At 64.6% G+C, this 26,540-nt stretch carries 24 protein-coding genes; 15 read left to right on the top strand and 9 right to left on the bottom strand.

Annotation, left to right across the window (positions count from 1 at the left end; translation table 11 throughout):
* Positions 1-45 precede the first annotated feature (45 nt).
* The 6 genes from dgcA to FKM97_RS08330 all read right to left on the bottom strand — a co-directional run bounded on the left by dgcA (position 46) and on the right by FKM97_RS08330 (position 7,773).
* Positions 46-1,029, bottom strand: coding sequence for an N-acetyl-D-Glu racemase DgcA (gene dgcA / locus FKM97_RS08355; protein ID WP_144291951.1), 984 nt, complete (start codon positions 1,027-1,029; stop codon positions 46-48).
* Between the two features lie 17 nt (positions 1,030-1,046).
* A complete protein-coding gene (gene dgcN / locus FKM97_RS08350) occupies positions 1,047-2,057 on the bottom strand; it encodes an N-acetyltransferase DgcN (protein WP_144291950.1) in 1,011 nt (336 codons plus the stop codon).
* A gap of 135 nt (positions 2,058-2,192) precedes the next feature.
* The gene (locus tag FKM97_RS08345) at positions 2,193-2,813 is read right to left on the bottom strand and encodes a sarcosine oxidase subunit gamma (protein WP_144291949.1); all 621 of its coding nucleotides are present in this window, start codon (positions 2,811-2,813) and stop codon (positions 2,193-2,195) included.
* Entirely contained in the window at positions 2,806-5,820 is a 3,015-nt protein-coding gene (locus tag FKM97_RS08340; protein WP_144291948.1) for a sarcosine oxidase subunit alpha family protein, read from the bottom strand. Before FKM97_RS08340 ends, FKM97_RS08345 begins: the two co-directional genes overlap by 8 nt.
* The gene (locus FKM97_RS08335; RefSeq protein WP_144291947.1) at positions 5,817-6,218 is read right to left on the bottom strand and encodes a sarcosine oxidase subunit delta; all 402 of its coding nucleotides are present in this window, start codon (positions 6,216-6,218) and stop codon (positions 5,817-5,819) included. Before FKM97_RS08335 ends, FKM97_RS08340 begins: the two co-directional genes overlap by 4 nt.
* Positions 6,219-6,522: 304 nt before the next feature.
* A complete protein-coding gene (locus tag FKM97_RS08330) occupies positions 6,523-7,773 on the bottom strand; it encodes a sarcosine oxidase subunit beta family protein (RefSeq protein WP_144291946.1) in 1,251 nt (416 codons plus the stop codon).
* Between the two features lie 177 nt (positions 7,774-7,950).
* Here FKM97_RS08330 and ccmI point away from each other — a divergent pair, with 177 nt between their 5' ends.
* From ccmI to FKM97_RS08310, 4 genes are read left to right on the top strand one after another with little or no spacing between them, the layout of a single operon-like run.
* A complete protein-coding gene (gene ccmI / locus FKM97_RS08325; protein ID WP_144291945.1) occupies positions 7,951-9,075 on the top strand; it encodes a c-type cytochrome biogenesis protein CcmI in 1,125 nt (374 codons plus the stop codon).
* A 44-nt stretch (positions 9,076-9,119) separates the two neighbouring features.
* On the top strand, positions 9,120-9,575 hold the full coding sequence (gene ccmE / locus FKM97_RS08320; protein ID WP_144291944.1) for a cytochrome c maturation protein CcmE: 456 nt from the start codon (positions 9,120-9,122) through the stop codon (positions 9,573-9,575).
* Positions 9,572-11,566: a heme lyase CcmF/NrfE family subunit gene (locus FKM97_RS08315; RefSeq protein WP_144291943.1), complete on the top strand. Its 1,995-nt coding sequence runs from the start codon at positions 9,572-9,574 to the stop codon at positions 11,564-11,566. The genes ccmE and FKM97_RS08315 overlap by 4 nt, the downstream gene beginning before the upstream one ends.
* Positions 11,567-11,568: 2 nt before the next feature.
* Complete coding sequence (locus FKM97_RS08310; protein WP_144292165.1) at positions 11,569-12,024, top strand: cytochrome c-type biogenesis protein; 456 nt, start codon at positions 11,569-11,571, stop codon at positions 12,022-12,024.
* A gap of 60 nt (positions 12,025-12,084) precedes the next feature.
* Here FKM97_RS08310 and FKM97_RS08305 read toward each other — a convergent pair whose 3' ends face one another.
* The gene (locus tag FKM97_RS08305) at positions 12,085-12,738 is read right to left on the bottom strand and encodes an alpha/beta hydrolase (protein ID WP_144291942.1); all 654 of its coding nucleotides are present in this window, start codon (positions 12,736-12,738) and stop codon (positions 12,085-12,087) included.
* A 242-nt stretch (positions 12,739-12,980) separates the two neighbouring features.
* On the opposite strand from FKM97_RS08305, the gene FKM97_RS08300 reads away from it, so the two are divergent.
* The 8 genes from FKM97_RS08300 to FKM97_RS08265 all read left to right on the top strand — a co-directional run bounded on the left by FKM97_RS08300 (position 12,981) and on the right by FKM97_RS08265 (position 20,597).
* Positions 12,981-13,442 carry an Rrf2 family transcriptional regulator gene (locus FKM97_RS08300; protein WP_144291941.1) on the top strand — a complete coding sequence of 154 codons (462 nt, stop codon included), beginning with the start codon at positions 12,981-12,983 and terminating at the stop codon, positions 13,440-13,442.
* Positions 13,443-13,450: 8 nt separating this feature from the next.
* A complete protein-coding gene (locus FKM97_RS08295; RefSeq protein ID WP_144291940.1) occupies positions 13,451-14,575 on the top strand; it encodes a cysteine desulfurase family protein in 1,125 nt (374 codons plus the stop codon).
* A gap of 38 nt (positions 14,576-14,613) precedes the next feature.
* Entirely contained in the window at positions 14,614-16,083 is a 1,470-nt protein-coding gene (sufB, locus tag FKM97_RS08290) for a Fe-S cluster assembly protein SufB (protein WP_144291939.1), read from the top strand.
* A gap of 180 nt (positions 16,084-16,263) precedes the next feature.
* The gene (gene sufC, locus FKM97_RS08285) at positions 16,264-17,013 is read left to right on the top strand and encodes a Fe-S cluster assembly ATPase SufC (protein ID WP_144291938.1); all 750 of its coding nucleotides are present in this window, start codon (positions 16,264-16,266) and stop codon (positions 17,011-17,013) included.
* Between the two features lie 10 nt (positions 17,014-17,023).
* Complete coding sequence (gene sufD / locus FKM97_RS08280; protein ID WP_170240817.1) at positions 17,024-18,352, top strand: Fe-S cluster assembly protein SufD; 1,329 nt, start codon at positions 17,024-17,026, stop codon at positions 18,350-18,352.
* A gap of 137 nt (positions 18,353-18,489) precedes the next feature.
* Positions 18,490-19,731, top strand: coding sequence for a cysteine desulfurase (locus FKM97_RS08275; protein WP_144292164.1), 1,242 nt, complete (start codon positions 18,490-18,492; stop codon positions 19,729-19,731).
* 10 nt (positions 19,732-19,741) lie between these two features.
* Positions 19,742-20,104, top strand: a complete 363-nt coding sequence (locus tag FKM97_RS08270) for an SUF system Fe-S cluster assembly protein (protein WP_144291936.1) — start codon at positions 19,742-19,744, stop codon at positions 20,102-20,104.
* 109 nt (positions 20,105-20,213) lie between these two features.
* Positions 20,214-20,597 (top strand): HesB/IscA family protein, encoded by a 384-nt coding sequence (locus tag FKM97_RS08265; protein ID WP_144291935.1) that lies wholly within the window; start codon positions 20,214-20,216, stop codon positions 20,595-20,597.
* Positions 20,598-20,721: 124 nt separating this feature from the next.
* Here the strand turns inward: FKM97_RS08265 and FKM97_RS08260 are convergent, their stop codons facing one another.
* Positions 20,722-22,257 carry a 4-hydroxyphenylacetate 3-hydroxylase family protein gene (locus tag FKM97_RS08260; protein ID WP_144291934.1) on the bottom strand — a complete coding sequence of 512 codons (1,536 nt, stop codon included), beginning with the start codon at positions 22,255-22,257 and terminating at the stop codon, positions 20,722-20,724.
* Between the two features lie 73 nt (positions 22,258-22,330).
* On the opposite strand from FKM97_RS08260, the gene FKM97_RS08255 reads away from it, so the two are divergent.
* Complete coding sequence (locus FKM97_RS08255; protein ID WP_144291933.1) at positions 22,331-22,996, top strand: TetR/AcrR family transcriptional regulator; 666 nt, start codon at positions 22,331-22,333, stop codon at positions 22,994-22,996.
* Positions 22,997-23,020: 24 nt separating this feature from the next.
* On the opposite strand, the gene FKM97_RS08250 is transcribed toward FKM97_RS08255, so the two are convergent.
* Entirely contained in the window at positions 23,021-24,511 is a 1,491-nt protein-coding gene (locus FKM97_RS08250; protein ID WP_144291932.1) for a DEAD/DEAH box helicase, read from the bottom strand.
* A gap of 511 nt (positions 24,512-25,022) precedes the next feature.
* Between FKM97_RS08250 and FKM97_RS08245 the strand changes: the two genes are divergently transcribed.
* Both FKM97_RS08245 and FKM97_RS08240 read left to right on the top strand, forming a co-directional pair.
* Positions 25,023-25,583: a GNAT family N-acetyltransferase gene (locus FKM97_RS08245; RefSeq protein ID WP_144291931.1), complete on the top strand. Its 561-nt coding sequence runs from the start codon at positions 25,023-25,025 to the stop codon at positions 25,581-25,583.
* A gap of 119 nt (positions 25,584-25,702) precedes the next feature.
* Positions 25,703-26,479 carry a hypothetical protein gene (locus tag FKM97_RS08240; protein ID WP_144291930.1) on the top strand — a complete coding sequence of 259 codons (777 nt, stop codon included), beginning with the start codon at positions 25,703-25,705 and terminating at the stop codon, positions 26,477-26,479.
* Positions 26,480-26,540: the final 61 nt, after the last annotated feature.

The following is a 26,540-nucleotide window of genomic DNA, read 5'->3' as shown; positions in this document are numbered from 1 at the left end:
CGGCAGACCGCGACGGAGGGAGATGCGGGCGGCGAACCTGTCTGGTCACCCCCACAGTGCCGGCGGGGGTGGCTGCATGATGCTGCCGTCGAAGGTGATGCCGGGGTCGCGGTCGCGGGCGAGCAGGAGCGGACCATCGAGATCGACCACGGAAGCGGTCTGCGCCGCGATCATGGCGGGGGCCATGGCGAGCGAGGTCGACAACATGCAGCCGACCATGATCTGCATGCCTTGAGCCGCTGCCGCCTCGGCCAGCATCAGGGCCTCGGTGAGGCCGCCGGTCTTGTCGAGCTTTATGTTGATCGCATCATATTTGCCGATCAAGCGGGGCAGGGTGTCGAGGCCGTGAGCCGCCTCGTCGGCGCAGATGGCGATGGGGCGATCGAGGCCCGCGAGAGCGTCGTCGTCGGATGCAGGCAAGGGCTGCTCGATGAGCTCGACGCCGAGATCGGCGCAGGCGCGGAACAGATCCGGCAGCTGCTCGGGGCGCCAGCCCTCATTGGCATCGACGACGAGGCGAGTCTTCGGGGCCGCACGGCGCACCGCCTCGAGACGGGCGATGTCGCCATCGGCGGTGCCGAGCTTCAGCTTGAGCAACGGACGGTCGGCGGAGCGGGCCGCCTGGGCGGCCATGGCCGCCGGCTCATCCAGGCTGAGGGTGAAGGCGGTGACCAGGGGCTTCATTTCGGCCAGGCCCGCCAGGCTCCAGGCGCGCCGGCCGGCCTGCTTGGCCTCGAGATCCCACAAGGCACAGTCAAGGGCATTGCGGGCCGCTCCCGCCGGCATCCGGCTGCGCAGGCGGTCCCGGTCGAGGCCTGCGCCAATCTCGCCGGCCATGGCCTCGATCTGGGTCATCACCGCGGCCACCGTCTCGCCATAGCGGGGATAGGGGACGCATTCGCCGCGGCCGGTGACCCCGTCCTCGGTGAGGGTGGCGACCACCACCTCGGCACTCGTCTTCGAGCCGCGGGAAATGGTGAAGGTGCCGGCGATGGGCCAGCTCTCATGGGCGACGGCAAGGCTGCGCATGGGGATGCTCCGCAGGGTCAGCGGGGGAACTGCTTCAGGATCTCGGCGACGATGGGGGCCACACCGTAGCGGATCGGATCCGTGGCGGGCAGGCCATGCTCCTCAGTGACGGCGGCGAGGTAACGCTCGGCTTCGGCCTCGCCCAGAGCCTGGGTGTTCACGGCGATGCCGACGCAGGCGATGGCCGGGTTTGTCAGGCTGCCTTCGAGAATGGTGCGGTCGATCACCTGCTGGATGGTGGGCAGGGGATGCTGGACGCCGCGCATGGTCTTGCGAGTGGGCTCGTGGCAGACGACGAAGGCATCGGCCTGAGCGCCGTGGAGCAGGCCCAAGGTGACGCCGGCGAAAGAGGGATGGAAGAGCGAGCCCTGGCCCTCGATCAGGTCCCAATGCTTGGGGTCATTGGCCGGAGAAATCCACTCGGCCGCGCCGGAGATGAAGTCGGCGATGACGGCATCGATGGCGACACCGCGGCCGGAAATCAGGACGCCCGTCTGGCCCGTGGCGCAGAAGGCGGCATCGAGGCCCTGAGCGACCATCTCCTTCTCCAGGGCCAGGACTGTGTATTTCTTGCCGACGGAGCAGTCGGTGCCGACGGTGAGCAGCCGCAGGCCGGGCCGCTTGGTGCCCTTGCCAGTGGCAAAAGCCTGATCGGAGAAGCGCACGTCGTGCAGCTTACGGCCATGGCGCGCTGCGGCATCGGCGATCTCAGGGATAGAATTCAGGCGCTTGTGGAGACCGGTCGCCACGTCGAGGCCCTGTTCCAAGGCAGTCACGATCTCGGCCACCCAATGCTCTGGAAGCACGCCGCCGGCATTGGCGACACCCACCACCATCGTCTGGGCGCCGAGCTTCACCGCCTCGTCGATGGAGACGTCCTTGAGGCCGCAATCGGCCTTGCAGCCGGGGAGGCGCAGCTGGCCGACGCACCAGTCCGGACGCCAATCGACGACCCCTTGCGCCGTCTTGGCGGCAAGCTGGTCGTGCACGTCGCCCAAGAACATCAGATACGGCTTAGCAATTTCCATGAAACTCTCCCCGAAGCGTGCGCCCAAGAGGGGCGGCGACATTCTCAAACACGGAAATGAGAGGTTTCGCAACTGCGTTACAGTCGCGCGGGAGGAGGCTGGCGGGGTGCTTGGTTGCGACGGAATGTGGGCGCGCTAGACGGCGGGGGGTGGTTGCTCGCCATAGAGCGTGAGCCTGGCGCCCAGGGCCGCGGTCTTCAGGAGCCAGTCATAGGCGTAATCGGCATAGGAGCGGAAGACGTAGAGCTCGAAGACCTCGGGCTGACGCGAAACGACACGGATCAGGGCGGCAATCTCGGCGAACAGAACGCGCTTGACGTAGCCCGGCTCGATCGCGGCACCGAACAGATCGAGCGAGCAGCCCTTCATCAGGACCTCGCGGACGCCGTCTCCCTCCAGACGAAAGATGCAGCGCATGTCGCTCACATCGCAGACCAGGCTGTGGAGATCGCCGAGCCGAGCACTGAGAGCCACCGTCATGGCGGGGGCTTCGTCGCGGGGGACAAGGATGAGCCATTGGTCGGTCGACAGCCACAGGGCGGTCACCGCCCCATGGGCGGCGGAGGTGCGCGGCGCGGTGGGCAAAGTGAGGCCGAAGACGTCACGGACCGCGTCGAGAAACGCCGGATCGGCGGGGTCGCCGCGCAGGTCGATGGCGCCCTGTCCGGTGATCTCCTCGATGGCGATGGACAGTCCCGGGGGCGGAGTGGGCTCGCGGCGATGGGACAGCGGGCTCGCAAAGATCGGCTCAGACATTCTGGCGTGTCCCTTCCTTGTCGAAGAAGATCGGCTCGACCACCTTGGCGCGGATCACTTTATCTCCGCCGACGGGGAAGCTGAGGGTGGTGCCCATGCGGGCTCGACCGTCCTTGATGAGGGCCAGGGCGATCGAGCGCTTTAGGGTCGGACTCCAATAGGTGGAGCTGACCTGGCCGATCATGGTCATGGGCGGCTTGGGCAGGATCTGCTCCACGGCGTAGGCGCCGTCGGGGAGGATTTCATCGGGCAGTTCGGTCAGGAGGCCGACGAGTTGCTTGCGGTGGGGGGCTTTGAGATAAGAGAGCTCAAGGGCGCGCTTGCCGAGGAAGTCGGGCTTCTTCTTGGAGACGGCCCAGTCGAGACCCAGATCGAGCGGCGTCACGGTGCCGTCGGTCTCGTCGCCGATGGCGATGAACCCTTTCTCGGCCCGCAGGACGTGGAGGGCCTCCGTTCCGTAGGGGCCAATACCGAACTCCTGCCCAGCCGTGAGAATCGCATCCCACAGACCCCGGCCGAAGCCTGCGGGCGTGGCGACTTCGAAGGAGAGCTCACCGGAAAAGGAGATGCGGAACAGGCGAATAGGCGTGCCGGCGAGGGTGCCCATTGCATAGCCCATGAACGGCAGGGCCTCGGGCGAGAGATCGATGTCGGTGCCGAGCTTCTCAAGCAGGGCGCGGGCCTTGGCCCCGGCAATGGCGAACTGGGCCCATTGTTCGGTGACGTTGGTGACATAGACCTTATCCTGGGTCCATTCGGTCTGCAGCCATTCCTCCAGCCAGGCCGCGACCCGGTCGGCACCGCCGGAGGTCGTGTGCATGAGGAAGTGATCCGGCCCCAGGCGCACCGTGACGCCGTCGTCAAAGAGGAAGCCGGCCTCGTTCATCATCAGCCCATAGCGGGCGCGGCCGACCTTCAGGGTCGAAAAGGTGTTCGTATAGATGCGGTCGAGAAAGGCTGCCGCGTCGGGGCCCTTGATCTCGATCTTGCCCAAGGTCGAGGCGTCGATGAGGCCGAGCTTCTCGCGCACCACCAGAATCTCGCGATTGACGGCCGCGTGACGGTCCTCGCCAGGCCTGGGATAGCAATAGGGGCGCCGCCAGTGGCCTACGGGTTCGAACGAGGCATTGTTGGCGACATGCCACGCGTTGATCGGGGTGCGGCGGACGGGAATGAAGAGGTGCTTGGCATGGCTGCCGGCCATGGCGCCGAAGGAGATCGGGGTGTAGGGCGGACGGTAGGTGGTGGTGCCGATCTGGGGCACCGGCTTGTGGATGGCGCCGGAGACAATGCCTAAGCCAATCACGCTGCTGGTCTTGCCCTGGTCGGTGGCCATGCCCCAGGTGGTGTAGCGCTTGACGTGCTCAATGGACTGATAGCCCTCACGCACAGCGAGTTCGAGGTCGGCGACCGTCACGTCGTTCTGGTAGTCGACGAAATGCTTGTTGCCCTCGTTGGACTTGCCGGTGGCCGGCACGAACCAGACGGGCTCGGCCGGGCTGATCTCGCGCTGATGGGCGCGGGGGCGGTGACGGCGCGGGGCGCCGGACAGCGCTTCACCGGCCGCATAGGCCTCCTCGAGGATGTCGGGGAGCGCGAAAGTGCCGTTCGCGGCGCCCACAGCGCACATGGCGGCGGAGTGCGCATCCGGTCGGTAGGTCGCAAGCTGTTCGTCATATTTCAGCTTGCCGCCATTGTGGCTCCAGAGATTGACGGCCGGATTCCAGCCGCCTGAGACAGCGACGAAGTCGCAGGCAATCTGTTCGTGGCTGGTGACGCGACCCTGGCCGGGGCGATAGCCCACCGCGGTGATGCCGGTGATGCCCAGCCCGCCGAAGCTCGTGGCCACGTTGGACACGGCCATGCCGCGGGATACGGGAATGTTCGCCTCCCGGGTCAGATCGGCCAGTTCGCAATCGACCTCGGCACGGGCGTCGAGAACCCGGGCGATGGGGACGCCCGCCTTGGCGAGGGCCAGTGCCGTGCGATAGCCGTCATCATTGGTAGTGAAGACGACGCCGCGGCTGCCGGGCGAGACACCGTAGCGATGGAGAAGGCCGCGGGCCGCGGTCGACAGCATGATTCCGGGGCGGTCATTGTTCGCGAAGGGAACGGGACGCTCCAGGGCACCCGTGGCCAGGATCACATGGCGGGCGCGCACCTTCCACAGACGGTGGCGCGGTGTGCCGGTCAAGCCCGGATTCTGGTCTCCGAGCCGTTCAAAAAGCCCTACAAAATTGTCGTGGAAATGGCCCCAGACGGTGGTGCGGGTCAGAATATGCACGTTGGTCGCGGCCGCAAGGCTCGCTGCCGTCTGCCTGGCCCAGTCAATGGGAGCATGGCCATCGATCAGGCCGCCCCCGATGTCGGCAAGACCGCCGAGGCGCGGATTCTCGTCGGCGAGGATGACATGCGCACCGCGGGACGCTGCCGCTTCGGCGGCAGCAAGGCCAGCGGCGCCGGCACCGACCACGAGCACGTCGCAATGGACGTTGATGTGCTCATAGGTGTCGGGATCCCAGCCGGTGGGGGCCCGGCCCAGGCCGGCGGCACGACGGATCACCGGCTCGTAGAGCTTCTCCCAAAAGCTCTGCGGCCACATGAAGGTCTTGTAGTAAAAGCCGGCCGGGAGAATGCGGGAGGCGAGCTGGTTCAGCTGACCCACATCAAGCCTCAGATCGGGCCAGCGGTTCTGGCTCACCGCGACAAGGCCGTCATGGAGCTCGACCTGAGTCGCTCTCAAATTGGGCTCGTGGCGGGTGCCCTCGCCGATGCCGACCAGGGCGTTGGGCTCGTCGGAGCCGAGGCCCAGGAGGCCACGGGGGCGATGATATTTGAAGGAGCGGCCGAAGAGGCGCTGGCCGTTCGCAAGGACGGCCGAGGCCAGCGTGTCGCCGGCAAAGCCCGTCATACGCTGACCATCGAAGGTAAAGGAGAGGCGACGGGTCGGATCAATGAGCCGGCCGGACTCGGGGCTCAAGGCCACGCGATAAGGCTTGCCGGTCATGAGGGCTCTCCGTCCTTCGAGACGGCCCGATGGGCCTCCTCAGGATGAGGCTCCGAGACGGGGGCTTCGGTGAAGACGCCGTGCCAGGGGTTCGTCTCGGGGATCATCGCGATGATGTGGGCCGGGGGACGTTCGGTCACTCCATAGGTCGCCGCGAAGGCCATGGTGACGGTGTCACGGGCGGCGTGAAACCACTTGCCGCAGCCGCGATCGCAGCGCCAGCGCTCGAAATGAAGCCCCTTCGGATTGAGGCGGGTATACATGTAGTCGCGCTGGGCGGCCTCGCTGATGTCCTCAGGGTTAGCAGTGGCGGGGCGCCGGACATGGGCCTGGCCCCCGTAATGGAAGTCGGTCTCGTCGCCCTGGGCGCCGCAGACATGGCAGGTGATCAGGAGCATTCGGTGCCTCTCGTTTGACTGGGGAGCGCGCGGCGACCCCTCACCCTCCCAGCGCTGGCGCAACGGGGTTGTCTAAGGGTGCCCCTCACCCTCCCATTGCTGGCGCAACGGGCCCCTCCCTCTCCCGCAAGGGGAGAGGGGATGCGCCGCATGGCTCCTTTTTGGGCGTCGTCCTCGGGCTTGACCCGAGGGTGAAGGGCCAAGCGGCATACGCATTCCCCTGGGATCCTGGATCCTCTGGTCAAGCCCGAGGATGACGGTGGGGGGAAGGCCCGGGATGGGGGTGGGGGGAGGGTTGTCAGCATCAGTGGGCCACCGCGGCGGCGACGCTTTCGTCGATGAGGCGGCCTTGGGCGAAACGGTCGAGGCCGAAGGGCGCGGCGATGGGGTGAGGACGGTCATTGGCCACCGTGTCGGCGAAGACAAATCCCGAGCCCGGAATCGCCTTGAAGCCGCCGGTGCCCCAGCCGCAATTGACGTAGAGACCCTGGACGTCGGTCTTGCCGATGATCGGCGAACGGTCGCCGGTCATGTCGACGATGCCGCCCCACATGCGCAGCATCCGAAGGCGCGAGATGATGGGGAAGGTCTCCACCAGGGCCGTCACCGTATGTTCCAGAGCCGGTAGAGAGCCCCGCTGGGAATAGTTGTTGTAGGGATCGGCACCGCCACCGATGACGAGTTCGCCCTTGTCGGACTGGCTCATATAGCCGTGCACGGTATTGGCCATGACGACCACATCGATCACCGGCTTGATCGGCTCGGAGACGAGGGCCTGGAGACAGACGCTCTCGATGGGCATCTGCACGCCGGCCGACTGCATGATGGGCGAGGTGTTGCCGGCGGTGACGACCGCCACCTTCCTGGCGCGGATCGTGCCGCGGCTGGTCTCGACGCCGGTGACGTGTCCCCCATCGCGCAGGATCTTGAAGACCTCGCAATTCTGGATGATGTCGACGCCACGGCTGTCGGCACCGCGGGCATAGCCCCAGGCCACGGCGTCGTGGCGGCCGGTGCCACCGCGAGGCTGGTAATAGGCGCCGAGGATCGGATAGCGGCAGTTCATGTCGTCATTAATGATGGGGACGAGGCGCTTGACCTCCGCGCGGTCGATCATGCGGGCGTCGATCCCGGCCAGGCGGTTGGCATGGTCGGTGCGCTTCATGGCGCGGAGCTCATGTTCGGTCTGGCACAGCATCAAGAGGCCGCGCGGGGAGAACATGGTGTTGTAGTTCAGGTCCTGGGAGAGGTCCTCATAGAGCTGGCGGGACAGCTCATAGATCGCCATGGACTCGTCCTGGAGGTAATTTGAGCGGATGATGGTGGTGTTGCGGCCGGTATTGCCGCCGCCGAGCCAGCCCTTCTCGAGCACGGCAACATTGGTGACCTTGTGCTCCTTGGCCAGATAATAAGCCGTGGCCAGGCCATGGCCGCCGGCGCCAATGATCACTACATCATAGGCGGGTTTCGGTTCCGGGCTGCGCCAGGCGCGGCTCCAGTCCTTGTGATAGTTCAACGCATTGCGTGCGAGAGAAAAAATCGAGTAAGGCTTCATGGTCTCACGGGCCCGGCCCAGAATCCTGGGAATTTCGGCGCGCGCGTGCGCCTGGATTTTTTGTCGGTTGGAACTTAACACCGGCTGCTTGCCGAGCCCACGGGTTTGCGACGCAGGGAGCCAGAACTGCGACACCGGACCACGCAGAGGCGTGCTCGGTCGACCGGGTTGAATACGATGGGTCTGTGGATACTCGTTGCTCTGCTGACTGCCATCGCCCTCGTGGCGGTGCTCTGGCCCTTGGTGCGCGCCGATGCGGCAGGCCCGACCGCGGCGGATCAAGAGGTAGCCGTCTATAGGGACCAGTTGACCGAGATCGACCAGGACCTCGGACGCGGACAGATCGCACCGCGCGAGGCGGAGGCGGCCCGCACCGAGGTGGCGCGGCGGCTGATCGCTGCTGCCGACCGGTCACAGGACGTCCGCCGGGAGGGGCCGGTGAGGCCCATGCTCCTGGCCGGGCTCATCGGCGTTCCCCTGTTAAGCCTTGCCGCCTATCTGACGCTGGGCCAGCCGCTGATGCCGGGCGTACCCCATGCGGAGCGCATGGCACATGCCTTGGAGAACCGCGATTTCGACGCCCTGGTGGCGCGTGTGGAGGCGCATCTGGCGGACAATCCCACCGATGCCGAGGGTTGGGGCGTGGTGGCGCCGGTCTATCTGCGCCAGGGGCGCTATGCAGACGCCGCCAACGCTTATGTGCGGATCATGAGCTTCAAGGGCGAGAGCCCGGACATGCTGACCAATTATGGCGAAGCGGCCACGCTTGCCGATGGCGGGATCGTCTCCGAGCGGGCGCGGGAGGCGTTCAGCGCGGCCTTGAAGGCCGATCCCAAACAGGCAAAGGCCGATTTCTACCTGGGCATGGCGGAGAAGCAGGACGGCAAAACGAGCGAGGCCCTGGCCCGCTGGGAAAAGCTGATCGCGGAGGCTCCCGCTGACGCGCCCTGGCGCGGCTTCGTGCAGGCCAATATCGACCAGACCAAGGCGCCGATCCGGAGCGTCGCGGGGCAAGATGCGGCGCCCGCCTTGTCGGAGGGGCAGGTCGAGGCGGTGACGTCGCAGGATGCAGTCTCCCAGCAGGCGATGATCCGCCAAATGGTGGACGGGCTGGCGGCACGGCTCGAACAGGACGGCAATGATCTGGAGGGCTGGCTCCGGCTCGCCAGGGCGCGGGTGGTGCTGGGCGAGGCGGAGGCGGCGAAGGCCGCGCTCAATGCGGCGGCCGGCCGGTTCAAGGACGACCAGGCGGCCATGGCGCGCATCGCGGAAGCGCGCAAGGCGCTGGGGGTCGAAGGATAGAACGGCAGCCGGTTCGACCGGCACGATGAAAGCGAAGAGACACGATGGCACTATCGAGGAAGCAGAGGCGAGGGGCATTCATCGGATCGGGACTGGCGGTGCTGGGCGTCGCCGCCGGACTGGTGCTCTATGCGCTGAGCGATACGATCGTGTTCTTCTATACACCCAGCGAAGCAGCCCTGAAGGTGTCACCAGGGCAGCGCTTCAGGCTGGGCGGGCTGGTGGAGCAGGGCAGCGTCAAGCAATTGCCAGACGGACGCATCCAGTTCACGGTGACCGATACGGACAAAAGCCTGCCCGTCGTCTATGCCGGAATCCTGCCGGATCTGTTCCGCGAGGGACAGGGGGTGGTCGCCGAGGGCGCGCTGGACGGACAAGGCGGGTTTGCGGCCGATACGGTGCTCGCCAAGCATGACGAGACCTATATGCCGCGCGAGGTCGCGGATGCCTTGAAGGCCAAGGGCGTGTGGAAGGACGGTGAGGCGGTGAAGACGCAGTGATCATCGAGGCTGGACATTTTGCGCTGGTTCTGGCCACCGTCATGGCGCTCTACCAGGCGCTCGTGCCGCTCTATGGCGCGCAACGCGGCAATGCGCGGATGATGGGCGTCGCCGGCACGGCGGCGCTGGCGCAGTTCGTGTTCATTGCGACGGCGTTTCTGGCGCTGACCTATGCCTTCGTCGTCTCGGATTTCTCGGTGCGTCTCGTCTGGGCGAATTCCCATTCCGCCAAGCCGCTGCTCTACAAGATCTCGGGGGTGTGGGCCAATCATGAGGGCTCCATGGTCCTCTGGGTGCTGATCCTGTCGCTGTTCGGCGCGCTGATCGCGCTGTTCGGGCGCAATCTGCCGCTGCCGCTGAAGGCGCGGACGCTGAGCGTCCAGGGTATGATCGGGCTCGCCTTCCTGCTGTTCATCCTGCTGACGAGCAATCCGTTCGAGCGGCTGATGCCACCGCCGGTGGACGGCAACGGCATCAATCCGCTGCTGCAGGATCCGGCGCTCGCCTTCCACCCGCCCTTTCTCTATGCGGGCTATGTCGGGTTGTCGATCGTGTTCTCGTTTGCCGCCGCCGCCCTGATCGGCGGGCAGGTGGACGCCGCCTGGGCACGGTGGGTGCGGCCTTGGACGTTGGCTGCGTGGATGTTCCTGACGGTCGGCATCGCCATGGGCTCGTGGTGGGCCTATTATGAACTCGGCTGGGGCGGCTGGTGGTTCTGGGATCCGGTGGAAAACGCCTCGCTGATGCCGTGGCTGGTGGCCACCGCACTGCTGCATTCAGCGGTCGTGGTGGAAAAGCGCAATGCGCTGAAAGTCTGGACCATCCTACTGGCGGTGCTGGCCTTCTCGCTGAGCCTGCTCGGCACGTTCCTGGTGCGCTCGGGCGTCCTGACCTCGGTGCATGCCTTCGCCGTCGATCCCGAACGCGGGGTCTTCATCCTGCTCATCCTGTGCCTGTTCATCGGCGGCGCCCTGAGCCTGTTTGCCTGGCGCGCGCCGCAGCTGAAGCAGGGCGGGCTGTTCGCGCCGGTGAGCCGCGAAAGTGCGCTGGTCGTGAACAATCTGCTGCTCGCGGCAGCGGCGGCCGCGGTGCTGACGGGAACGCTCTATCCCCTGGCGCTCGAGGTGCTGACGGGCGCCAAGATCTCCGTGGGCCCCCCCTTCTTCAACCTGACCTTCGGGCCGCTGATGCTGCCCCTGCTGTTGCTGGTGCCGATCGGGCCGATGCTCGCCTGGAAGCGGGCGGATGCCTGGGCTGCGGTGCAAAGGCTCTGGGCTGCGGCGCTGATCGCCCTCCTCGGCGGCGGGATCGCGTTTGCGCTCAAATCCGAGGGGCCGATGCTGGCGCCACTGGGGATCGCGCTGGGGCTGTGGCTCATTGCCGGAGCCTTCGCAGAGCTCGCTTTCCGGACCAAGCTCGGCCAGGACAGGCCGGCAGCCTCGCTGCGGCGGCTGGTGGGGCTGCCACGCTCGACCTTCGGCTCGGTGCTGGGCCATGCCGGTGTCGGCGTGATGGTGCTGGGAATCGTCGGCGTGACCGCCTGGCGGCAGGAGCAGGTTCTGGTCATGGCGCCGGGACAGGTGGTCAACATGGCCGGGGCCACCGTCACCTTCGAAGGGGCGGTGCCGGTCAGCGGGCCCAACTGGCGCGACGAGCAGGGGCGGTTCAAGGTCGAATCGGGCGGCCGGGTGGTGAGCCTCCTGACACCCTCCAAGCGGACCTTCCAGCCCAGCGGCCAGACGACCTCGGAAGTGGGCATCCATCCCTTCTGGTCTGGAGATCTCTACCTCGCCATGGGCGATTCCCAGGCCGATGCCCCGGCGGGTGCCCGGGTGGTGCGGCTCTATTTCAACCCGCTGGTGCCGCTGGTCTGGATCGGCGCGGGGATCATGTTCCTGGGCGGGGCGATCTCGCTCACCGACCGGCGCTTCCGCATCGGCGCGCCGATGCCGGCGAAGGCGAAGCCCGGCCGCTCGCTGCAACAGGCCTGATGATGCGGCGACTGATCCTGGCGAGCCTCCTGGCCTTGGCAATGACCGTGCCGACCTTGGCGGTGCAGCCGGACGAGGTGCTGCCGGATGCCGCGCTCGAGGCGCGGGCACGGACGCTGTCGGCGGAGCTGCGCTGCCTCGTGTGCCAGAACCAGTCGATCGACGATTCGGATGCACCGCTGGCCCGCGACCTGCGATTGATGATCCGGGAGCGGCTGACGGCGGGGGACAGCGACGAGACGATCATCGACTACGTGGTCTCGCGCTATGGCGAATTCGTGCTGCTGCGGCCCCGCTTTGAACCCGCGACCTGGGCCCTGTGGCTGACGCCCTTCGTGCTGTTGCTGGCCGGGGTGAGCCTGGTGGCGATGCAGCGGCGGCGGATGCGCGGAAAAGAACCGGAGGCGCCGCTCTCTGTGGAGGAGCAGGCGCGCCTGGAGAGGCTGCTGGGGGAGTGAGGCGGCGTTGCTCGGCCGCCAAACACTGCTTGCCGACCCCTCCGGAATGGCTCCGTACCGTCAGGCGGCTTCGGATTGGGCCAGGCGACGGTCGATATAGTCCTCGACCACCTCCATCAGCTCATCGAGCTTGTTCTCGAAGAAATGGTTCGCGCCAACGATCGGACGGTGCTCGATCTGGATGCCCTTCTGGGTCTTCAGCTTGCTCACCAGCGTATTCACATGCTCAGGCGAGGTGACCGAATCCTTGTCGCCATTGATGAAGATGCCCGAGGCTGGGCAGGGGGCGAGGAACGAAAAATCGTAGTGGTTGGCCATGGGCGCCACCGAGATGAAACCCTCGATCTCCGGCCGGCGCATGAGGAGCTGCATGGCTATCCAGGAGCCAAAATCGAAGCCCGCGATCCAGCAGGTGCGGGCATCGCGGTTGATCACCTGAGCCCAATCGAGAGCGGAGGCTGCATCGGACAATTCCCCGGCGCCATTGTCGAAGACACCCTGACTGCGCGCCACGCCGCGGAAATTGAAGCGCAGGACCGAGAAATCGCGCTTCACAAAGGCATAGTAGAGCGCGTGGACGATGGGATGGTTCATCGTGCCGCCGAAGGTGGGATGCGGGTGCAAGATGATCGCAACCGGCGCGTTGGGGCCCTTATTATGGTGATAACGGCCCTCGATGCGACCGGCCGGTCCATTGAAAATCACTTCCGGCATCGCACTTTCAGTCCTGTGTTTTGAACGTTTCGAGAATGATCGACACTTTCAGCATATGGAAAGACGTCGGGCATTAGTTGACTTGCGCGGTCAGGTTTTCTATATGCACCTTAGAATAATTCAAGGGTGCGTCGGAGCCCGCCGCCTGCGTTCATATCACAGGCCGGGCCGGCAATTTCAAGTCATTCGCACATGGCTCCAGCTTTCTCGGAACCGCGGCGGACTCAGCAGAGGACCAGAGCATGAAGCTCAGTACACGCGGGCGCTACGGGGTAATGGCAATGGCCGATATCGCGACCCATTCCCATGGCGCCGCCGTGACCCTTGCAGAGATCGCCGATCGGCAGGGAATTTCCCAGGCCTATCTCGAGCAGCTGTTCGTGAAATTGCGGCGCGGCGGCCTGGTCGACAGCGCCCGCGGGCCCGGTGGAGGATATCGACTGGCACGGACGGCGGACGATATCCGCGTCGCCGACATCATCATCGCGGTGGACGAGCCGCTGAAGGTGACACGGTGCGAGAGCGGCTCGCCCATCGGCTGCGTCGGCGGCTCGCGCTGCCAGACCCACGATCTGTGGGAGGAGCTGGGGCGGCACATCCATGTGTTCCTGGCCTCGGTCAGCCTCGCCGACGTGATCAACAAGCGCGTGCTTGGACGCACGGTTCCGGTGGTGAAGTCGCCGGCGCTCGAACTCACGCATTAGATGAAGACATGACGGCAATGCGTAGCTATCTCGACCATAATGCGACATCTCCCCTGCGTCCGGAAGCGCGGGCGGCGATGATTGCAGCGCTAGACGCAGGCGGCAATGCCTCCTCCGTCCATCGCGAGGGTCAGCTGGCGCGCAGTGTCGTCGAGACGGCGAGGGCGCAGGTCGCAGCCCTGGTCGGTGCCAGCGCCGACATGGTGACCTTCACCAGCGGTGGCACGGAAGCCAATGCGCTGGCCCTGAAGGGGGCCGGCGTGGAGCGGCTGGTGATCTCGGCCATCGAACATCCCAGCGTCATCGAAACGGCGCGGGCCGCGGGCGCCGAGGTCCATGTGGCTCCGGTCACCGCCGAGGGCGTGCTCGATCTCGATCGACTGGACCGGGTGCTGGCGCGCGACAAGCGACGCTGCCTCGTCTCGGTGATGATGGCAAACAACGAGACGGGCATCGTGCAACCCCTGGCGCAGGTGGTCGAACTCGCGCGGCAGCACCAGGCGCTCGTCCATACGGACGCCGTCCAGGGCGCCGGCAAGACGCCGATTGCCTGGCCGATCCTCGGGGTCGACATGATGTCGCTGAGCGGACACAAGCTCGGCGCAGCCCAGGGCGTTGGAGCGCTGGTGGCGCGAGACGGGCTGACGCTCACGCCACTCATCGAGGGCGGCGGGCAGGAAAAGAAACGACGCGCGGGCACGGAGAATATCTGCGGCATTGCCGGCTTCGGTGCGGCCGCGGATGCGGCCAGGGTACGAGACGAGGCCGCGCGGCTCACGGTTCTGCGCGACAGGTTCGAGGCCGGACTGGTCGACTTGGCGCCGGATGCGGTGATCTTCGGGGCGGGGCTCGAACGGCTCGCGAATACGAGCTGCTTTGCGGTTCCGGGCCTCACCGCCCAGTTGCTGGTGATCGCACTCGATCTCGACGGGGTGGCGGTGAGCTCAGGCTCGGCGTGCTCGTCGGGAAAGGTCGGACGCAGCCATGTGCTGCAGGCCATGGGCGTGGCGCAGGATCTGGCTGCGGGTGCGATCCGGGTGAGCCTCGGATGGTCGACCCGAGAGGTTGATATTGAGCGGGCGCTGGCCGCGCTGAAGACGGTAATCGAACGGAGTGCTCGGCGCGCGGCTTGATAGGGCAGGCGCGGATGAAGTTTGGATGAGGAAGAACAATGGCTGATCTCGAAACCATCGAAAGAGTCCGGTCGATCGACGTCGACAAGTACAAATATGGATTCACGACCGAAATCGAGATGGACAAAGCCCCCAAAGGGCTGAGCGAGGACATCGTCCGTTTCATCTCGGCCAAGAAGGGTGAACCGGACTGGATGCTGGAATGGCGCCTGGATGCCTATCGGCGCTGGCTCACCATGGAAGAGCCGGACTGGGCGCGGGTCGATTATCCGAAGATCGACTATCAGGATCTCTATTATTACGCCGCGCCAAAGAAACAGGGCGACGGGCCGAAAAGCCTAGAGGACGTCGATCCGGAACTGCTGGCGACCTATGCAAAGCTCGGAATTCCGCTCAAGGAGCAGGAGCTGCTGGCGGGCGTCGAAAACCGGCGCGTGGCCGTGGACGCCGTGTTCGATTCGGTCTCCGTGGTGACGACGTTCAAGGCGGAATTGGCGAAGTCGGGCGTGATCTTCTGTGCGATCTCGGAAGCCTTGCGCGAACATCCCGAACTGGTCAGGAAATATCTCGGCACGGTGGTGAATTCGTCGGATAACTTCTTCGCCTCGCTCAATGCGGCGGTCTTTTCCGACGGCTCCTTCGTCTATATCCCGCCGGGCGTGCGCTGCCCGATGGAGCTGTCCACCTATTTCCGCATCAACGAGAAGAATACCGGCCAGTTCGAACGCACGCTGATCATCGCGGACAAGGGCTCCTACGTCTCCTATCTGGAGGGCTGCACGGCGCCGATGCGCGACGAGAACCAGCTGCATGCGGCCGTGGTCGAGCTGGTGGCGCTGGACGATGCCGAGATCAAGTATTCGACCGTGCAGAACTGGTACCCGGGCGATGCCGAAGGCAAAGGCGGCGTGTTCAATTTCGTCACCAAGCGCGGTGATTGCCGGGGTGCGAATTCCAAGATCTCGTGGACCCAGGTCGAAACCGGCTCGGCGATCACCTGGAAGTATCCGAGCTGCATCCTGCGCGGCGACAATTCGCGCGGCGAGTTCTATTCCATCGCCATCTCGAATGGCCGCCAGCAGGTGGATTCGGGCACCAAGATGATCCATCTGGGGAAGAACACCTCGAGCCGGATCATCTCCAAGGGAATCGCCGCCGGCCGGTCGCAAAACACTTATCGCGGCCTGGTAACGGCACATCAGAAGGCCTCCGGCGCCCGAAATTTCACCCAATGCGACTCGCTGCTGATCGGTGATCAGTGCGGGGCGCATACGGTGCCCTATATCGAAGCCAAGAACTCGTCGGCCCAGTTCGAGCACGAGGCGACGACGTCGAAAATCTCGGATGACCAGATGTTCTACGTCATGCAGCGCGGGCTGTCGCAAGAGGAGGCGGTGGCGCTCATCGTCAACGGCTTCGTGCGCGACGTGCTGCAGCAATTGCCGATGGAATTCATGGCGGAGACGCAGAAGCTCATCGGGATCAGTCTGGAAGGCAGCGTGGGATGATGGGCCGCGGCCCTGGCGTCCTGGACAAGGGTCGCGTTCGTTTGCGGCCCCGGATCCCGGTTCGAGGCCGGGATGGCGGTGACAATTGAGTTTCGGAGCTTGCCGCTCCCCTTTTCCGGACCGCCGAATGGTCCAACTTCTCCCTGCGGGGAGAAGACTAACGAATGCGAGACATGAGAAATGCTTGAGATCAAGAACCTGCATGTGACCATCGATGATCGCGAGATCCTGAAGGGCATCGATCTGACGATCGATCCCGGCGAGGTGCATGCGATCATGGGGCCGAACGGGTCGGGCAAGTCGACGCTCTCCTACGTGCTGGCGGGCAAGCCGGACTATGAGGTGACGGAGGGCTCGATCAGCTTCATGGGCCAGGACCTCCTGGAGATGGAACCCTATGAGCGCGCCGCGGCCGGCATCTTCCTGGCGTTCCAATACCCGATCGAGATCCCCGGCGTCGCCATGATGCAGCTGCTGAAGACGGCGCTGAACGCCCAGCGCAAGCTGCGCGGCGAGAAAGAGCTCCCGATGCCGGACTTCATGCGGCTGGTGCGGGAGAAGGCCAGTGCACTCAACGTCTCGCCCGAGATGCTGAAGCGGCCGGTCAATGTGGGCTTTTCCGGCGGCGAAAAGAAACGTGCCGAAATCCTGCAGATGGCCGTGCTGGAGCCGCATCTCTGCGTGCTCGACGAGACGGATTCGGGCCTCGACATCGATGCGATGAAGCTCGTCGCCGAGGGCGTCAACAAGCTGCGCGGACCGAACCGGTCCATGCTGGTGATCACCCATTACCAGCGGCTCCTGGACTATATCGTGCCCGACAAAGTCCACGTGCTGTCGGCGGGGCGGATCGTGCGCTCCGGCGGCAAGGAGTTGGCCCTCGAGCTCGAGCGCAGCGGTTATGCAGAATATCAGGCCACGGCGGCCTGAGGGAGACATCATGAACGTCGCCGTACAGAGAACCCGGGCCGAGGCGGCCCTCATCGATGCGTTCCCCGCCTTCAAGGCGCAACATCCCGCGCCGGACTGGCTGGCGCGGCGTCGCGACGAGGGCTATTCGCGCTTCGCTGCCACCGGATTGCCGCATCGGCGGATCGAGGAATGGAAGTGGACGGATCTCCGCCGCCATCTCGGCGGTGCCTATGTGCCCGCTCCCGCTTCGCCCGAGCCTGGAGCCGGAGTGGTGGAGGCGCTGATGGCGCTGTCGCCGTTCACCGGCATGGCAGCGGCACGGCTGGTCTTCGTGGATGGCCGCTTCGATGCGCAGCGCTCGGAGCTGCCGTCGGTCGCGGGACTGACGCTGATGAACCTTGCCGAACTCCCCGCCGAAGCCCCGGCCTGGCTGACGGAGACGCTGGGCCGGCTCTATGGGCCGGATGCAGATCCCATCGCGGCGCTCAACAGCGCCTTTCTGAGCGACGGCGCTGTCCTGCATGTGGCCGCAGGGCTCACGGTCGAGACGCCGGTGGACGTCATCTCCGTGGTGACGGATGGCTCGCCGCACATGAACCTCCTGCGCAACGTCATCGTGCTCGAGGAAGGTGCAGCGCTCACCGTGATCGAGACCCATGTCGGCGGTCCGGGAGACTATGTCGCCAATGCGGTGACGGAGGCCCGGATCGGCGCAGATGCTCGGCTTACGCGGGTGAAAGTGCAGGAGGAGGGTGCCGAGGCCGTGCATCTCTCCAATCTGAATGTGGAACTCGGCGAGGGCGCCGTGCTGCGGGAGTTCACAGCGTCACTGGGGGCGAGATTGTCGCGGAACCAAGTGTTCGTGAAATTCCGCGGCGAAGGCGGGGATGCAAGCGTCGCCGGTTCCTACATGCTGGCGAATAAGCAGCATTGCGATACGACACTGGTGGTGAACCACGCGGTACCGAACTGCGTGAGCCGGGAATTGTTCAAGGTGGTGCTGGACGACCAGTCGCATGGTGTGTTCCAGGGCAAGCTGATCGTCGAGCAATATGCCCAGAAGTCAGACGCCAAGCAGCAGAGCCATGGGCTGCTCCTGTCGGAGACGGCGGAGTTCGACGCCAAGCCGGAGCTCGAGATCTTCGCCGACGACGTCGTCTGCGGCCATGGCGCCACGGCCGGGCAGATCGACGAGACGCTGATGTTCTATCTCATGGCGCGAGGCATCCCGGAAGCACAGGCGAAATCGCTGCTGATCGCGGCCTTCGTGCAGGAGGCCTTTGACGGGATCGAGAACGACGACATCCGTGAGCGGCTGACGGGACTTGCGGAGGGCTGGCTGGAACGGCGCGGCTAATCCTTCGAGACGCAGCCTGACGGCTGCTCCTCAGGATGAGGATGGTTCCGTCGAGACTGCCTCCTCAGGATGTGGGGCGGAGATTGGATCGGGGCCTTAGCGCCGCCCTCTGACGGCAGAGGGACTTGGAGACGATGATGCTGTTGAAGGCGAAAGAGAGTTCCTACGACGTGGCGGCGATCCGGGCGGATTTTCCGATCCTGGGCCGCGAGGTCTATGGCAAACCGCTGACCTATCTCGATAATGCCGCATCGGCGCAGAAGCCGCGGGTGGTGATCGACGCCATGCGGCATGCCTATGAATGCGAATATGCCAATGTGCATCGGGGCCTGCATTTCCTCTCCAATGCCGCGACGCAGAACTACGAGGATGCGCGCGAAAGCGTGCGCAGCTTCCTGAATGCGCCATCGGTGGACGAGATCATCTTCACCCGCAATGCCACGGAAGCGATCAACCTCGTCGCGCAGTCCTTCGGCGGCATGGTGATCGGGGAGGGCGACGAGATCGTACTGTCGCTGTTGGAGCACCATTCCAACATCGTGCCATGGAACTTCCACCGCGAACGCCGCGGCGCCGTGATCCAATGGGTGCCGGTGGACGATAGCGGCGCCCTGATCCTGGAAGAATATGAGCGGCTGCTCGGGCCCAAGGTCAAGATGGTCGCCATCACGCACATGTCCAACGCTTTGGGGACGATCACCCCGATGCAGGAGATCATCCGGCTGGCGCATGCCCGCGGCATTCCGGTGCTGGTGGATGGCAGCCAGAGCGCCGTGCATCAAGTGGTGGACGTCCAGGCGCTGGATTGCGACTTCTACGTGTTCACGGGGCACAAGACCTATGGGCCCACGGGGATCGGCGTGCTCTACGGCAAGGCCGACATCCTGGCATCGATGCCGCCCTATCAGGGCGGAGGAGAGATGATCCAGGATGTGAGCCAGGAGGGGGTCACCTACGCCCCGCCGCCGCATCGCTTCGAGGCCGGCACGCCGGCAATCGTCCAGGCGATCGGTCTGGGTGCGGCTCTCGATTATATGCGGGAGGTGGGACGCGAGGCGATCGTCGCGCACGAGGCGCAGCTGCTCGCCTATGCCACGGAAAAACTGGGCGAGATCAACTCGCTGCGGATTTTCGGCACGGCCCAGCACAAGGGGGCCATCCTGTCCTTCGAAATGGAGGGTGCGCATGCCCATGACGTGGCCACCGTGATCGACCGCTATGGAGTGGCGGTCAGGGCCGGCACCCATTGCGCACAGCCGCTTCTCGCGCGGTTCGGGGTGACGTCGACATGCCGGGCGTCGTTCGGCATGTACAATACTTTCGAGGAAGTGGACCGTCTGGCGGAGGCGTTGAAGGCGGCCGCCAGGATGTTCAGCTGAGGATCCTTTCATGAATGAGCACAGCACAGTCGACGCCGAGACGGCCAGCGTCATCCCCGCGGAGGAACTGGCGCGGATGACAGACGATATCGTCACCGCCTTGAAGACGGTGTTCGATCCCGAGATCCCAGTCGACATCTATGAGCTCGGCCTGATCTACAAGGTCGACATCGATGACGAGCGCATGGTGACGGTGGACATGACGCTCACCGCGCCCGGTTGCCCGGTCGCGGGTGACATGCCCGGCTGGGTCGAAGATGCCGTGAACACGGTGGGCGGCGTCCAGGGCACGAATGTGAACCTGGTGTTCGATCCCCCCTGGGACCAAAGCCGGATGTCGGACGAGGCCCGGGCGGCGTTGAATTACTGGTGAGAAACAGGCCGCAGCGGTGAGGCGCTGGTTCACGATGTGAAAGACCTCATGGTATGGCGCCGCCGCAATGCTATATTAGAGATTGAAGTTAGCAAACGAGAGTCGAGCGATGAGCACTGCGCCGTCCCGTCTGAGGGCCCGTCCCAAGGCCATGACACTGACCGATGCTGCGGCCAACCGCCTGCGCATGCTGGCGGCGCGCGCCGAAAACCCGATCCTCGGGCTCAGGGTGGGGATCAAGAAGGGCGGCTGCGCCGGCATGGAATATACGCTGGAAGAAGCCACCGAGCTCAAACCCGGCGACGAGGTCGTCGAGGACAAGGGCGCCAAGATCTTCATCGACCCGGCCGCCATCCTCTTCCTGCTGGGGACGGAGATGGATTATCAGACCTCTCTGCTGTCCTCCGGCTTCACCTTCAAGAACCCCAACCAGAAATCGGCCTGCGGCTGTGGGGAAAGCGTCAATCTGGCGCCAGCGGAGATGGAAGCCTGAAGACCAGCGGCAGCGGTGCCTCCTTTCGACGGAATGACCGAGGACAGCGCTTTCGGTGGAGCTGATCGGACAGTGACCTTGTCCGACGTTCAGTTGCGGGGCCCTCTCGCAAGCGAATAGATGGCTATTCGGCCGCCTCAGCGGCGGGTGTGATCGGCTCGGGCGTCGCACAGCCGGTGGCGCAGCAGCGGCCGGGCTGCTTGGAGATGCGGCGGCCCTCATCGAGGATGCCGCGATCCAGAAGATCCTCCACCAAGGCGACTTTCTCACCCATGGGATAATTACGCCAGATCTCGCGCTTCATCGCTTCGGGTGAGCCGCCGCCGTGAAGCGAGATCACGGAATACCAGCCCGCCTGATGCGATACTGTAAGGTCTTCCAGCAGCCGGGAGACCTCCAGGCGATGGGCTGCGGGAATGTCGGGGCGACCGCCCAGTACGGCCGAAAGGGAGGCCTCGGTCTCCGGATTGTGATCCTCGTCGGGCCCGGGGAGCGCCACGATGAGCCCGCCGGAGACGTAATGGGCCAGCCGATGCATATCGTAGATCTTCGTCGCCAGTAGCAGCTTGCCAATGTTGGAAAATACGGGATCGGGCATCACCGAGCCTGCGGGATCCTTGCGGCAATAGACGGAGGCAGCCACGCCGCAGGCATAGAAACCCTCGGTGATGGTGATGAGCTCGACCATGGCCTCGCGGATGTGGCCGTGACGGTCGGGATCAAGCCCGTTGGCCTCGATCATGAGCGCCCCGGCACCGATCAGCAGATCTCCGAAACCGGCGCGCGCGGCGATACAGGAGTGGCGGTGATGGGTGGCGTAGGACGTTGTCAGGAGGCCGCCCTCCACGGTCTCACCCGCCAGGAAGACCCTCTCATGCGGCACGAACACGTCTTCGAAAACAACCACACCCGTCGCCTGACCATAACGGGCGGAGAACTTTGCCGCGGCCTCGCCCGGGCGACCGGCAGGGCGGGTGACGATGGTGATGCCCGGCGCGTCCACCGGCACGGCGCAACACACGGCGAAGGCTGCATCTTCGGGGACATGGGTGCGGCACGGCATCACCAGAAATTCATGCATGTAGGCCGCACCGGTGACGATCGCCTTGGTGCCGCTGATGACGATGCCGTCGCGGCGGTGCTCCTTAATGTGGACGTAGGCGTCGAGGTTGGCTTGCTGGCCCGCGCGCCGAGAGCGGTCGCCCTTGGCGTCGGTCATGGCGATGCCCAGGGTCAGGTCGCGATCCTGGACGTCGTGGAGATAGGCGAGGAAGCGCTGACCATAATCGGTGCCGTGGGTTGCGTCCAAAGCGTGGGTCGCCTGGAGCAGACCATTCAAGGCATCATGGGCGAGATAGCGCTGAGCGCAACCCGACGTCCGGCAAACCAGCCGGACCGCCTCAAGCTTGTGGAGAAGGTCGGCGGAGGTCTCATCAATGTGCAGCATGCGGTTGACGGTCTTGCCGCTAGTGGATTGGCGGGCCGTCATCAAGGCCGAATGCTCGGGGCGGTGCGCGTAATCATAGGTGATGCCGATGGCGGCGATGCCCGGAAGAAGCCGCGGTTCGTCGGCCACGCTGGAGACGGCCTGGCCGTCGAGAAAGACACGAGGCTTGTAGCTTCTCAGACTATCGCGATAATCGGCGGCGGTCATGAGCATAGGTTTACTCCACGCATCTTGTTTCATAAATTTAACGCTGTTCAATAGTGCCGATCAAGTGAGTGGATGCCCCATGGAGACGAAGCGCGACGAGCGGAAGGCCTTGGTGAGCGGACAAAAGCGCGCCCATATCATGAAGGCTGCGCGTGCCGTCTTCGAAGCCGAAGGCCTCGAAGGCGCGAGCCTCAGGGCGATCGCAGCACAAGCCGGCTACACGCCTGCGGCTCTCTATTTTCACTTCGATTCCAAAGAGGCGCTGTATGCGGAGGTGCTGCGGAGCTCACTGGCGGCGCTGGGGGATGCGGTCGACCAGAGCATCGTCGGGCTATGCCTGCCGGAGGATCGGCTCAAGCGGGCGGCGATGGCGTTCTTCAACCATTATGCCGCCAAGCCACGGGACCTCGATCTGGGCTTCTATCTCTTCCGCGGCGGCATGAAACCCGCCGGGCTGGGAAGCGCGCATGACGAAAAGCTGAATGCCGCATTGCAGGCGGCGCTGCAGCCGGTGGCCGCGGCGGCTGAGGCTTTAGGGGCGAGCGCCCGCGAAGCCAGGCTGATCATGGTGGAAATCTTCGCCCATGCCACGGGGCTGTTGCTGCTCCTCCATACCGGACGAATTCGGATGTTCGGAGCGTCGGCGCCGGGGCTCATGGAAGCCTATGTGAAGGAGCGGGTGGAGCTGCTGCGCATGCGCAGGGCTGCGCCCCGCAAAGCGGTGCCGGAACCGTCACCTATGTGAGGCCCCGGCCATCAAGGATGCCGATCAGCGAACGGAGCGGAGAAGAAACGCAGGAATTTCCTGGCTCTTGAAGCTCAGGGCGCCTTCAATGGCGCCGATTTCGTGCTGTTGGTCGCGGCCCCGGCGGCGATCATCATTGCGACGCGGACGTTCCTCCCGAACCTCGGGACGGACATCGACTTTCGGTTGTTCGGGGCTGATCGGGGCTGCTTCAACGGGAGCTGCAGCGGCCAGTTCGACCACCATGTCCTGATCGCCGCGATCCACCCGGCCGCGAGGAGCCGCGCGCGCACGAGGTTCACGACGACCGCGCTCTTCACCCTTGGCGCCGCGTCGCCGACCCGTTTCGGGGCGATCGCCGCGATCCAGTTCCGGCAAAGGCTCGGCAAGAGACGGGCCGGCCCACTCGATCTGCTTCTGGATGAGTTTCTCTATGGCGTTCAACTGCTTGGTCTCGTTGCGGGTGACCAACATGAAGGCGAAGCCTTCGCGACCAGCGCGGCCGGTGCGGCCGATCCGGTGAACGTAGTCCTCCGCATGGATCGGCACATCAAAATTGAAGACATGGCTGACCGCGGGAATGTCGAGACCGCGAGCGGCGACGTCGGAGGCAATCAGGAAGGAGATCTCGCCGCCGCGAAACTTCTCCAGCGTCTGGAGACGGCTGTGCTGATCCATGTCACCGTGAAGAGCCGCGGCATTGAACCCGTGCTTCTTCATGGATTTCTCGAGGATCTTCACGGTCTCCTTGCGATTGGAGAAAACGATCGCATTATTAATCGTCTCCGACTGGTCGCGCAGGAGATTGCGCAGGGCATCACGCTTGGAGGCCGCCTCGGAGGGGACCTGGACCAGGCGCTGGACGATCGAGGCCGCCGTGGACGAGGGGGGTGATGCCTCGACGCGGAAAGGATTCTGCAGGAAGGTCGATGTCAGGCGCTGAATCTCCGGCGGCATCGTCGCGGAGAAGAACAGGGTCTGCCGGGTCATCGGGAGCATCTTGCAGATCTCCTCGATGTCGGGAATGAAGCCCATGTCGAGCATGCGATCGGCTTCATCGACCACGAACAGCTGGACGCCATTCAGCATCAGCTTGCCGTTCTTATAGTGATCCATGAGGCGGCCGGGCGTGGCGATGACCACATCGGCGCCGCGATCGATCTTCTTGTCCTGCTCGTTGAAGGACACGCCTCCGATCAGCAGGGCAATCGTCATCTTGTGGTTCTTGCCGAAGGTCTCGAAAGCCTCATAGACCTGAGCGGCCAGTTCCCGGGTGGGTTCCAGGATCAGGGCACGGGGCATTCGAGCTCTGGCGCGTCCCCGTTCAAGCAGGGTCAGCATCGGCAGAGTAAAGGCTGCCGTCTTGCCGGATCCGGTCTGCGCCAGCCCCAGAACATCGCGCTGCTCCAAAGCCGGCGGGATCGCCTGGGCTTGAATGGGAGTCGGCTCGGTGTAGCCAGCAGCCTTTACGGCGTCCAAAACCCGGGGGCTCAGTCCAAGATCATCAAAGCTCATGTGCGGCAGCAATTCAGTCCTGAGATGTTGCTGATAGTCGGCTCGACGCCAAGTGGCCAAAGAGGGGCGAAGGGCAGTTCCGAGTCAACGCTCGCCAGATACATAGTTATTCCAGGGGAAATGTCAATTTTTTCGCGACTTTCATGGTTGATCGGGTGAGGCGTGAGTGATTTCATCTTTGCTGGGAAGTCAGTCGGCAGACGAACATTGTCGGCAAAACATAGGTCAAGAGACATTCTGCGCAAAAAGCCACCCATGCCAATTAGCTCGAGACGCTCGTGCCGCGCGGCTGAACCCGGTCCTCAAAATGCACGCGCAAGTGACTCTGGAGACTCGCGATTTTTCTATTGCAGGTTGGGGGATAGGCGTGACGAGCTGGCAACGGTTTGATGACGTCCCCGTGGGTTTTTAGATCCGCCCTCGACACTCCGCACTCTTGGTGGGTACTATGCTTCATGGTGTCGGATCGGAGGATGACGGACCGGTCCGGCCGCCTTGAGGAGGGCCTCGAATGCGTGCTGCGCTGCAGATTACTCGGCTCGAAACACAGGCGCTGATGCTCCGGGAAATCCGGGCGCGGGATGCCCGCGCCTTCTCGGCCTACATGCTGCGCAAGGACTTCCAGCGCCATGTGGCCGTGCGCTACGGATCAGCCGCCGATGTGCAAGGCTTCGTCGCCCGTTCGCTGCGGCGGCAAATGAGCCCGAACCGTACACTCTACCACCTCGCCGCGGAACTCAAGGCGACAGGCCATGTGATCGGCGACGGTTTCATTCAGCTGAACCGGCCGCAATCGGCCGAAATCGGCTGGGGACTGCATCCCGATCTCTGGGGGCGGGGTTTCGCCACGGAAATCGGCCGTGCCCTCGTTGCCATCGGCTTCGAACGGCTGGGATGCTCACGGATGTGGGCCAAGGCCTTTGCGGAGAACGAAGCTTCCGTCCGCATCATGGAAAAGATCGGCATGCGCCGCGAACGTTTTGCGCAGGATCAATATGTGGGCAATGGCCTGCGGACGGATCTGTACATCTACGCCATGACCGCGGACGAATATTTCGACGCCGCCTATTGAGGCGTGACGCGCAATCTCAATTTTGACAACAACCTGAGGTAGCAATCTGCCTCGTCTACCGGTTCGACCGGGCGGCTCCCGCAGGGGCGCCCCGGCGGACCTTTGCTCGGGGACAGCCGATGGTCCAGCCGCCCTCAGGTTTCTGCATCGTCGACCAAAGTTTCGCTGACTATCTCGCGCGGTGCGAGGATCTGCGCGCCATCGAGGCGGTGCTGGGGGCGGCGACATCATCGCCCAAGCCCGCGGCACTGCAAAGATATCTCGACAGCCTGCATTTCGTGGGCAGCGGATTTGCGCCGGAGGAGCGCTGGGCGGCTGCGACCGACGAGCACGAGGATGTGACGTTCATCCTCGACACAATTCGCGAAGCCTATGGGAGTTCTCCCACCTTCCGCGCGGCGGTCAACGGCTTTGCGGCGCGGGACGACATGCCGATCTCAGTCATCGACATCGAGGGAAAGAGAAACCTCCATTATTTCCAGGAGAACCGGACCGTCTTCAATCTCGATGACGGTACCCTCAAGTATGGCCCCGGTTACGACCACCATGTGCCGGCGCGGCAAGCCCTCGTGCTGCACGAGGTTTTCCATTCCCTCACCGGATTGGGAGACGGGCAATCGGTCGGCACCCGCGCCGCCGCCAACCTTTCGGCGCTGATCGATCCGGGCCCCGTCGTCGTCCTCACCAATCTGGTGCTGGAGGACATGCAACTGCAGCAGGATATCCGGATCACCTATCTCGTGCCCGCCCAGGGCGGAGACAGTACCGTCAGCAGCGTAATGACCCGGGCTGAGGCCGGGGAGGAGTTGAGCAGCATCGAGGCGGCCGTGCTCGCCACCGTGCACAACGAGGTGGCGGGGCCGGGTTGGTCGCAGGCTGCGTTCCTCATGGGATGAACGTGTAGGCCGCCACCCCTTTGACGGCATTGCCTGCGTCAGCGCAAACGTGGCCGATTGA

It is taken from the genome of Rhodoligotrophos appendicifer, from assembly GCF_007474605.1.
Lineage (GTDB): Bacteria > Pseudomonadota > Alphaproteobacteria > Rhizobiales > Im1 > Rhodoligotrophos > Rhodoligotrophos appendicifer.
This window is presented reverse-complemented; position numbering and strand designations above follow the sequence as displayed.

Coding starts and splice junctions, on each gene's coding strand:
- FKM97_RS08310 (WP_144292165.1), top strand. CDS start 11,569: ATGCGGCGACTGATCCTGGCGAGCCTCCTGGCCTTGGCAATGACCGTG.
- FKM97_RS08340 (WP_144291948.1), bottom strand. CDS start 5,820: ATGACCGGCAAGCCTTATCGCGTGGCCTTGAGCCCCGAGTCCGGCCGG.
- sufC (WP_144291938.1), top strand. CDS start 16,264: ATGCTTGAGATCAAGAACCTGCATGTGACCATCGATGATCGCGAGATC.
- FKM97_RS08250 (WP_144291932.1), bottom strand. CDS start 24,511: ATGAGCTTTGATGATCTTGGACTGAGCCCCCGGGTTTTGGACGCCGTA.
- FKM97_RS08245 (WP_144291931.1), top strand. CDS start 25,023: ATGCGTGCTGCGCTGCAGATTACTCGGCTCGAAACACAGGCGCTGATG.
- dgcA (WP_144291951.1), bottom strand. CDS start 1,029: ATGCGCAGCCTTGCCGTCGCCCATGAGAGCTGGCCCATCGCCGGCACC.
- FKM97_RS08275 (WP_144292164.1), top strand. CDS start 18,490: ATGCTGTTGAAGGCGAAAGAGAGTTCCTACGACGTGGCGGCGATCCGG.
- FKM97_RS08240 (WP_144291930.1), top strand. CDS start 25,703: ATGGTCCAGCCGCCCTCAGGTTTCTGCATCGTCGACCAAAGTTTCGCT.
- FKM97_RS08255 (WP_144291933.1), top strand. CDS start 22,331: ATGGAGACGAAGCGCGACGAGCGGAAGGCCTTGGTGAGCGGACAAAAG.
- ccmI (WP_144291945.1), top strand. CDS start 7,951: ATGGGTCTGTGGATACTCGTTGCTCTGCTGACTGCCATCGCCCTCGTG.
- sufD (WP_170240817.1), top strand. CDS start 17,024: ATGAACGTCGCCGTACAGAGAACCCGGGCCGAGGCGGCCCTCATCGAT.
- FKM97_RS08270 (WP_144291936.1), top strand. CDS start 19,742: ATGAATGAGCACAGCACAGTCGACGCCGAGACGGCCAGCGTCATCCCC.
- sufB (WP_144291939.1), top strand. CDS start 14,614: ATGGCTGATCTCGAAACCATCGAAAGAGTCCGGTCGATCGACGTCGAC.
- FKM97_RS08335 (WP_144291947.1), bottom strand. CDS start 6,218: ATGCTCCTGATCACCTGCCATGTCTGCGGCGCCCAGGGCGACGAGACC.
- FKM97_RS08345 (WP_144291949.1), bottom strand. CDS start 2,813: ATGTCTGAGCCGATCTTTGCGAGCCCGCTGTCCCATCGCCGCGAGCCC.
- ccmE (WP_144291944.1), top strand. CDS start 9,120: ATGGCACTATCGAGGAAGCAGAGGCGAGGGGCATTCATCGGATCGGGA.
- dgcN (WP_144291950.1), bottom strand. CDS start 2,057: ATGGAAATTGCTAAGCCGTATCTGATGTTCTTGGGCGACGTGCACGAC.
- FKM97_RS08300 (WP_144291941.1), top strand. CDS start 12,981: ATGAAGCTCAGTACACGCGGGCGCTACGGGGTAATGGCAATGGCCGAT.
- FKM97_RS08260 (WP_144291934.1), bottom strand. CDS start 22,257: ATGCTCATGACCGCCGCCGATTATCGCGATAGTCTGAGAAGCTACAAG.
- FKM97_RS08295 (WP_144291940.1), top strand. CDS start 13,451: ATGACGGCAATGCGTAGCTATCTCGACCATAATGCGACATCTCCCCTG.
- FKM97_RS08265 (WP_144291935.1), top strand. CDS start 20,214: ATGAGCACTGCGCCGTCCCGTCTGAGGGCCCGTCCCAAGGCCATGACA.
- FKM97_RS08305 (WP_144291942.1), bottom strand. CDS start 12,738: ATGCCGGAAGTGATTTTCAATGGACCGGCCGGTCGCATCGAGGGCCGT.
- FKM97_RS08330 (WP_144291946.1), bottom strand. CDS start 7,773: ATGAAGCCTTACTCGATTTTTTCTCTCGCACGCAATGCGTTGAACTAT.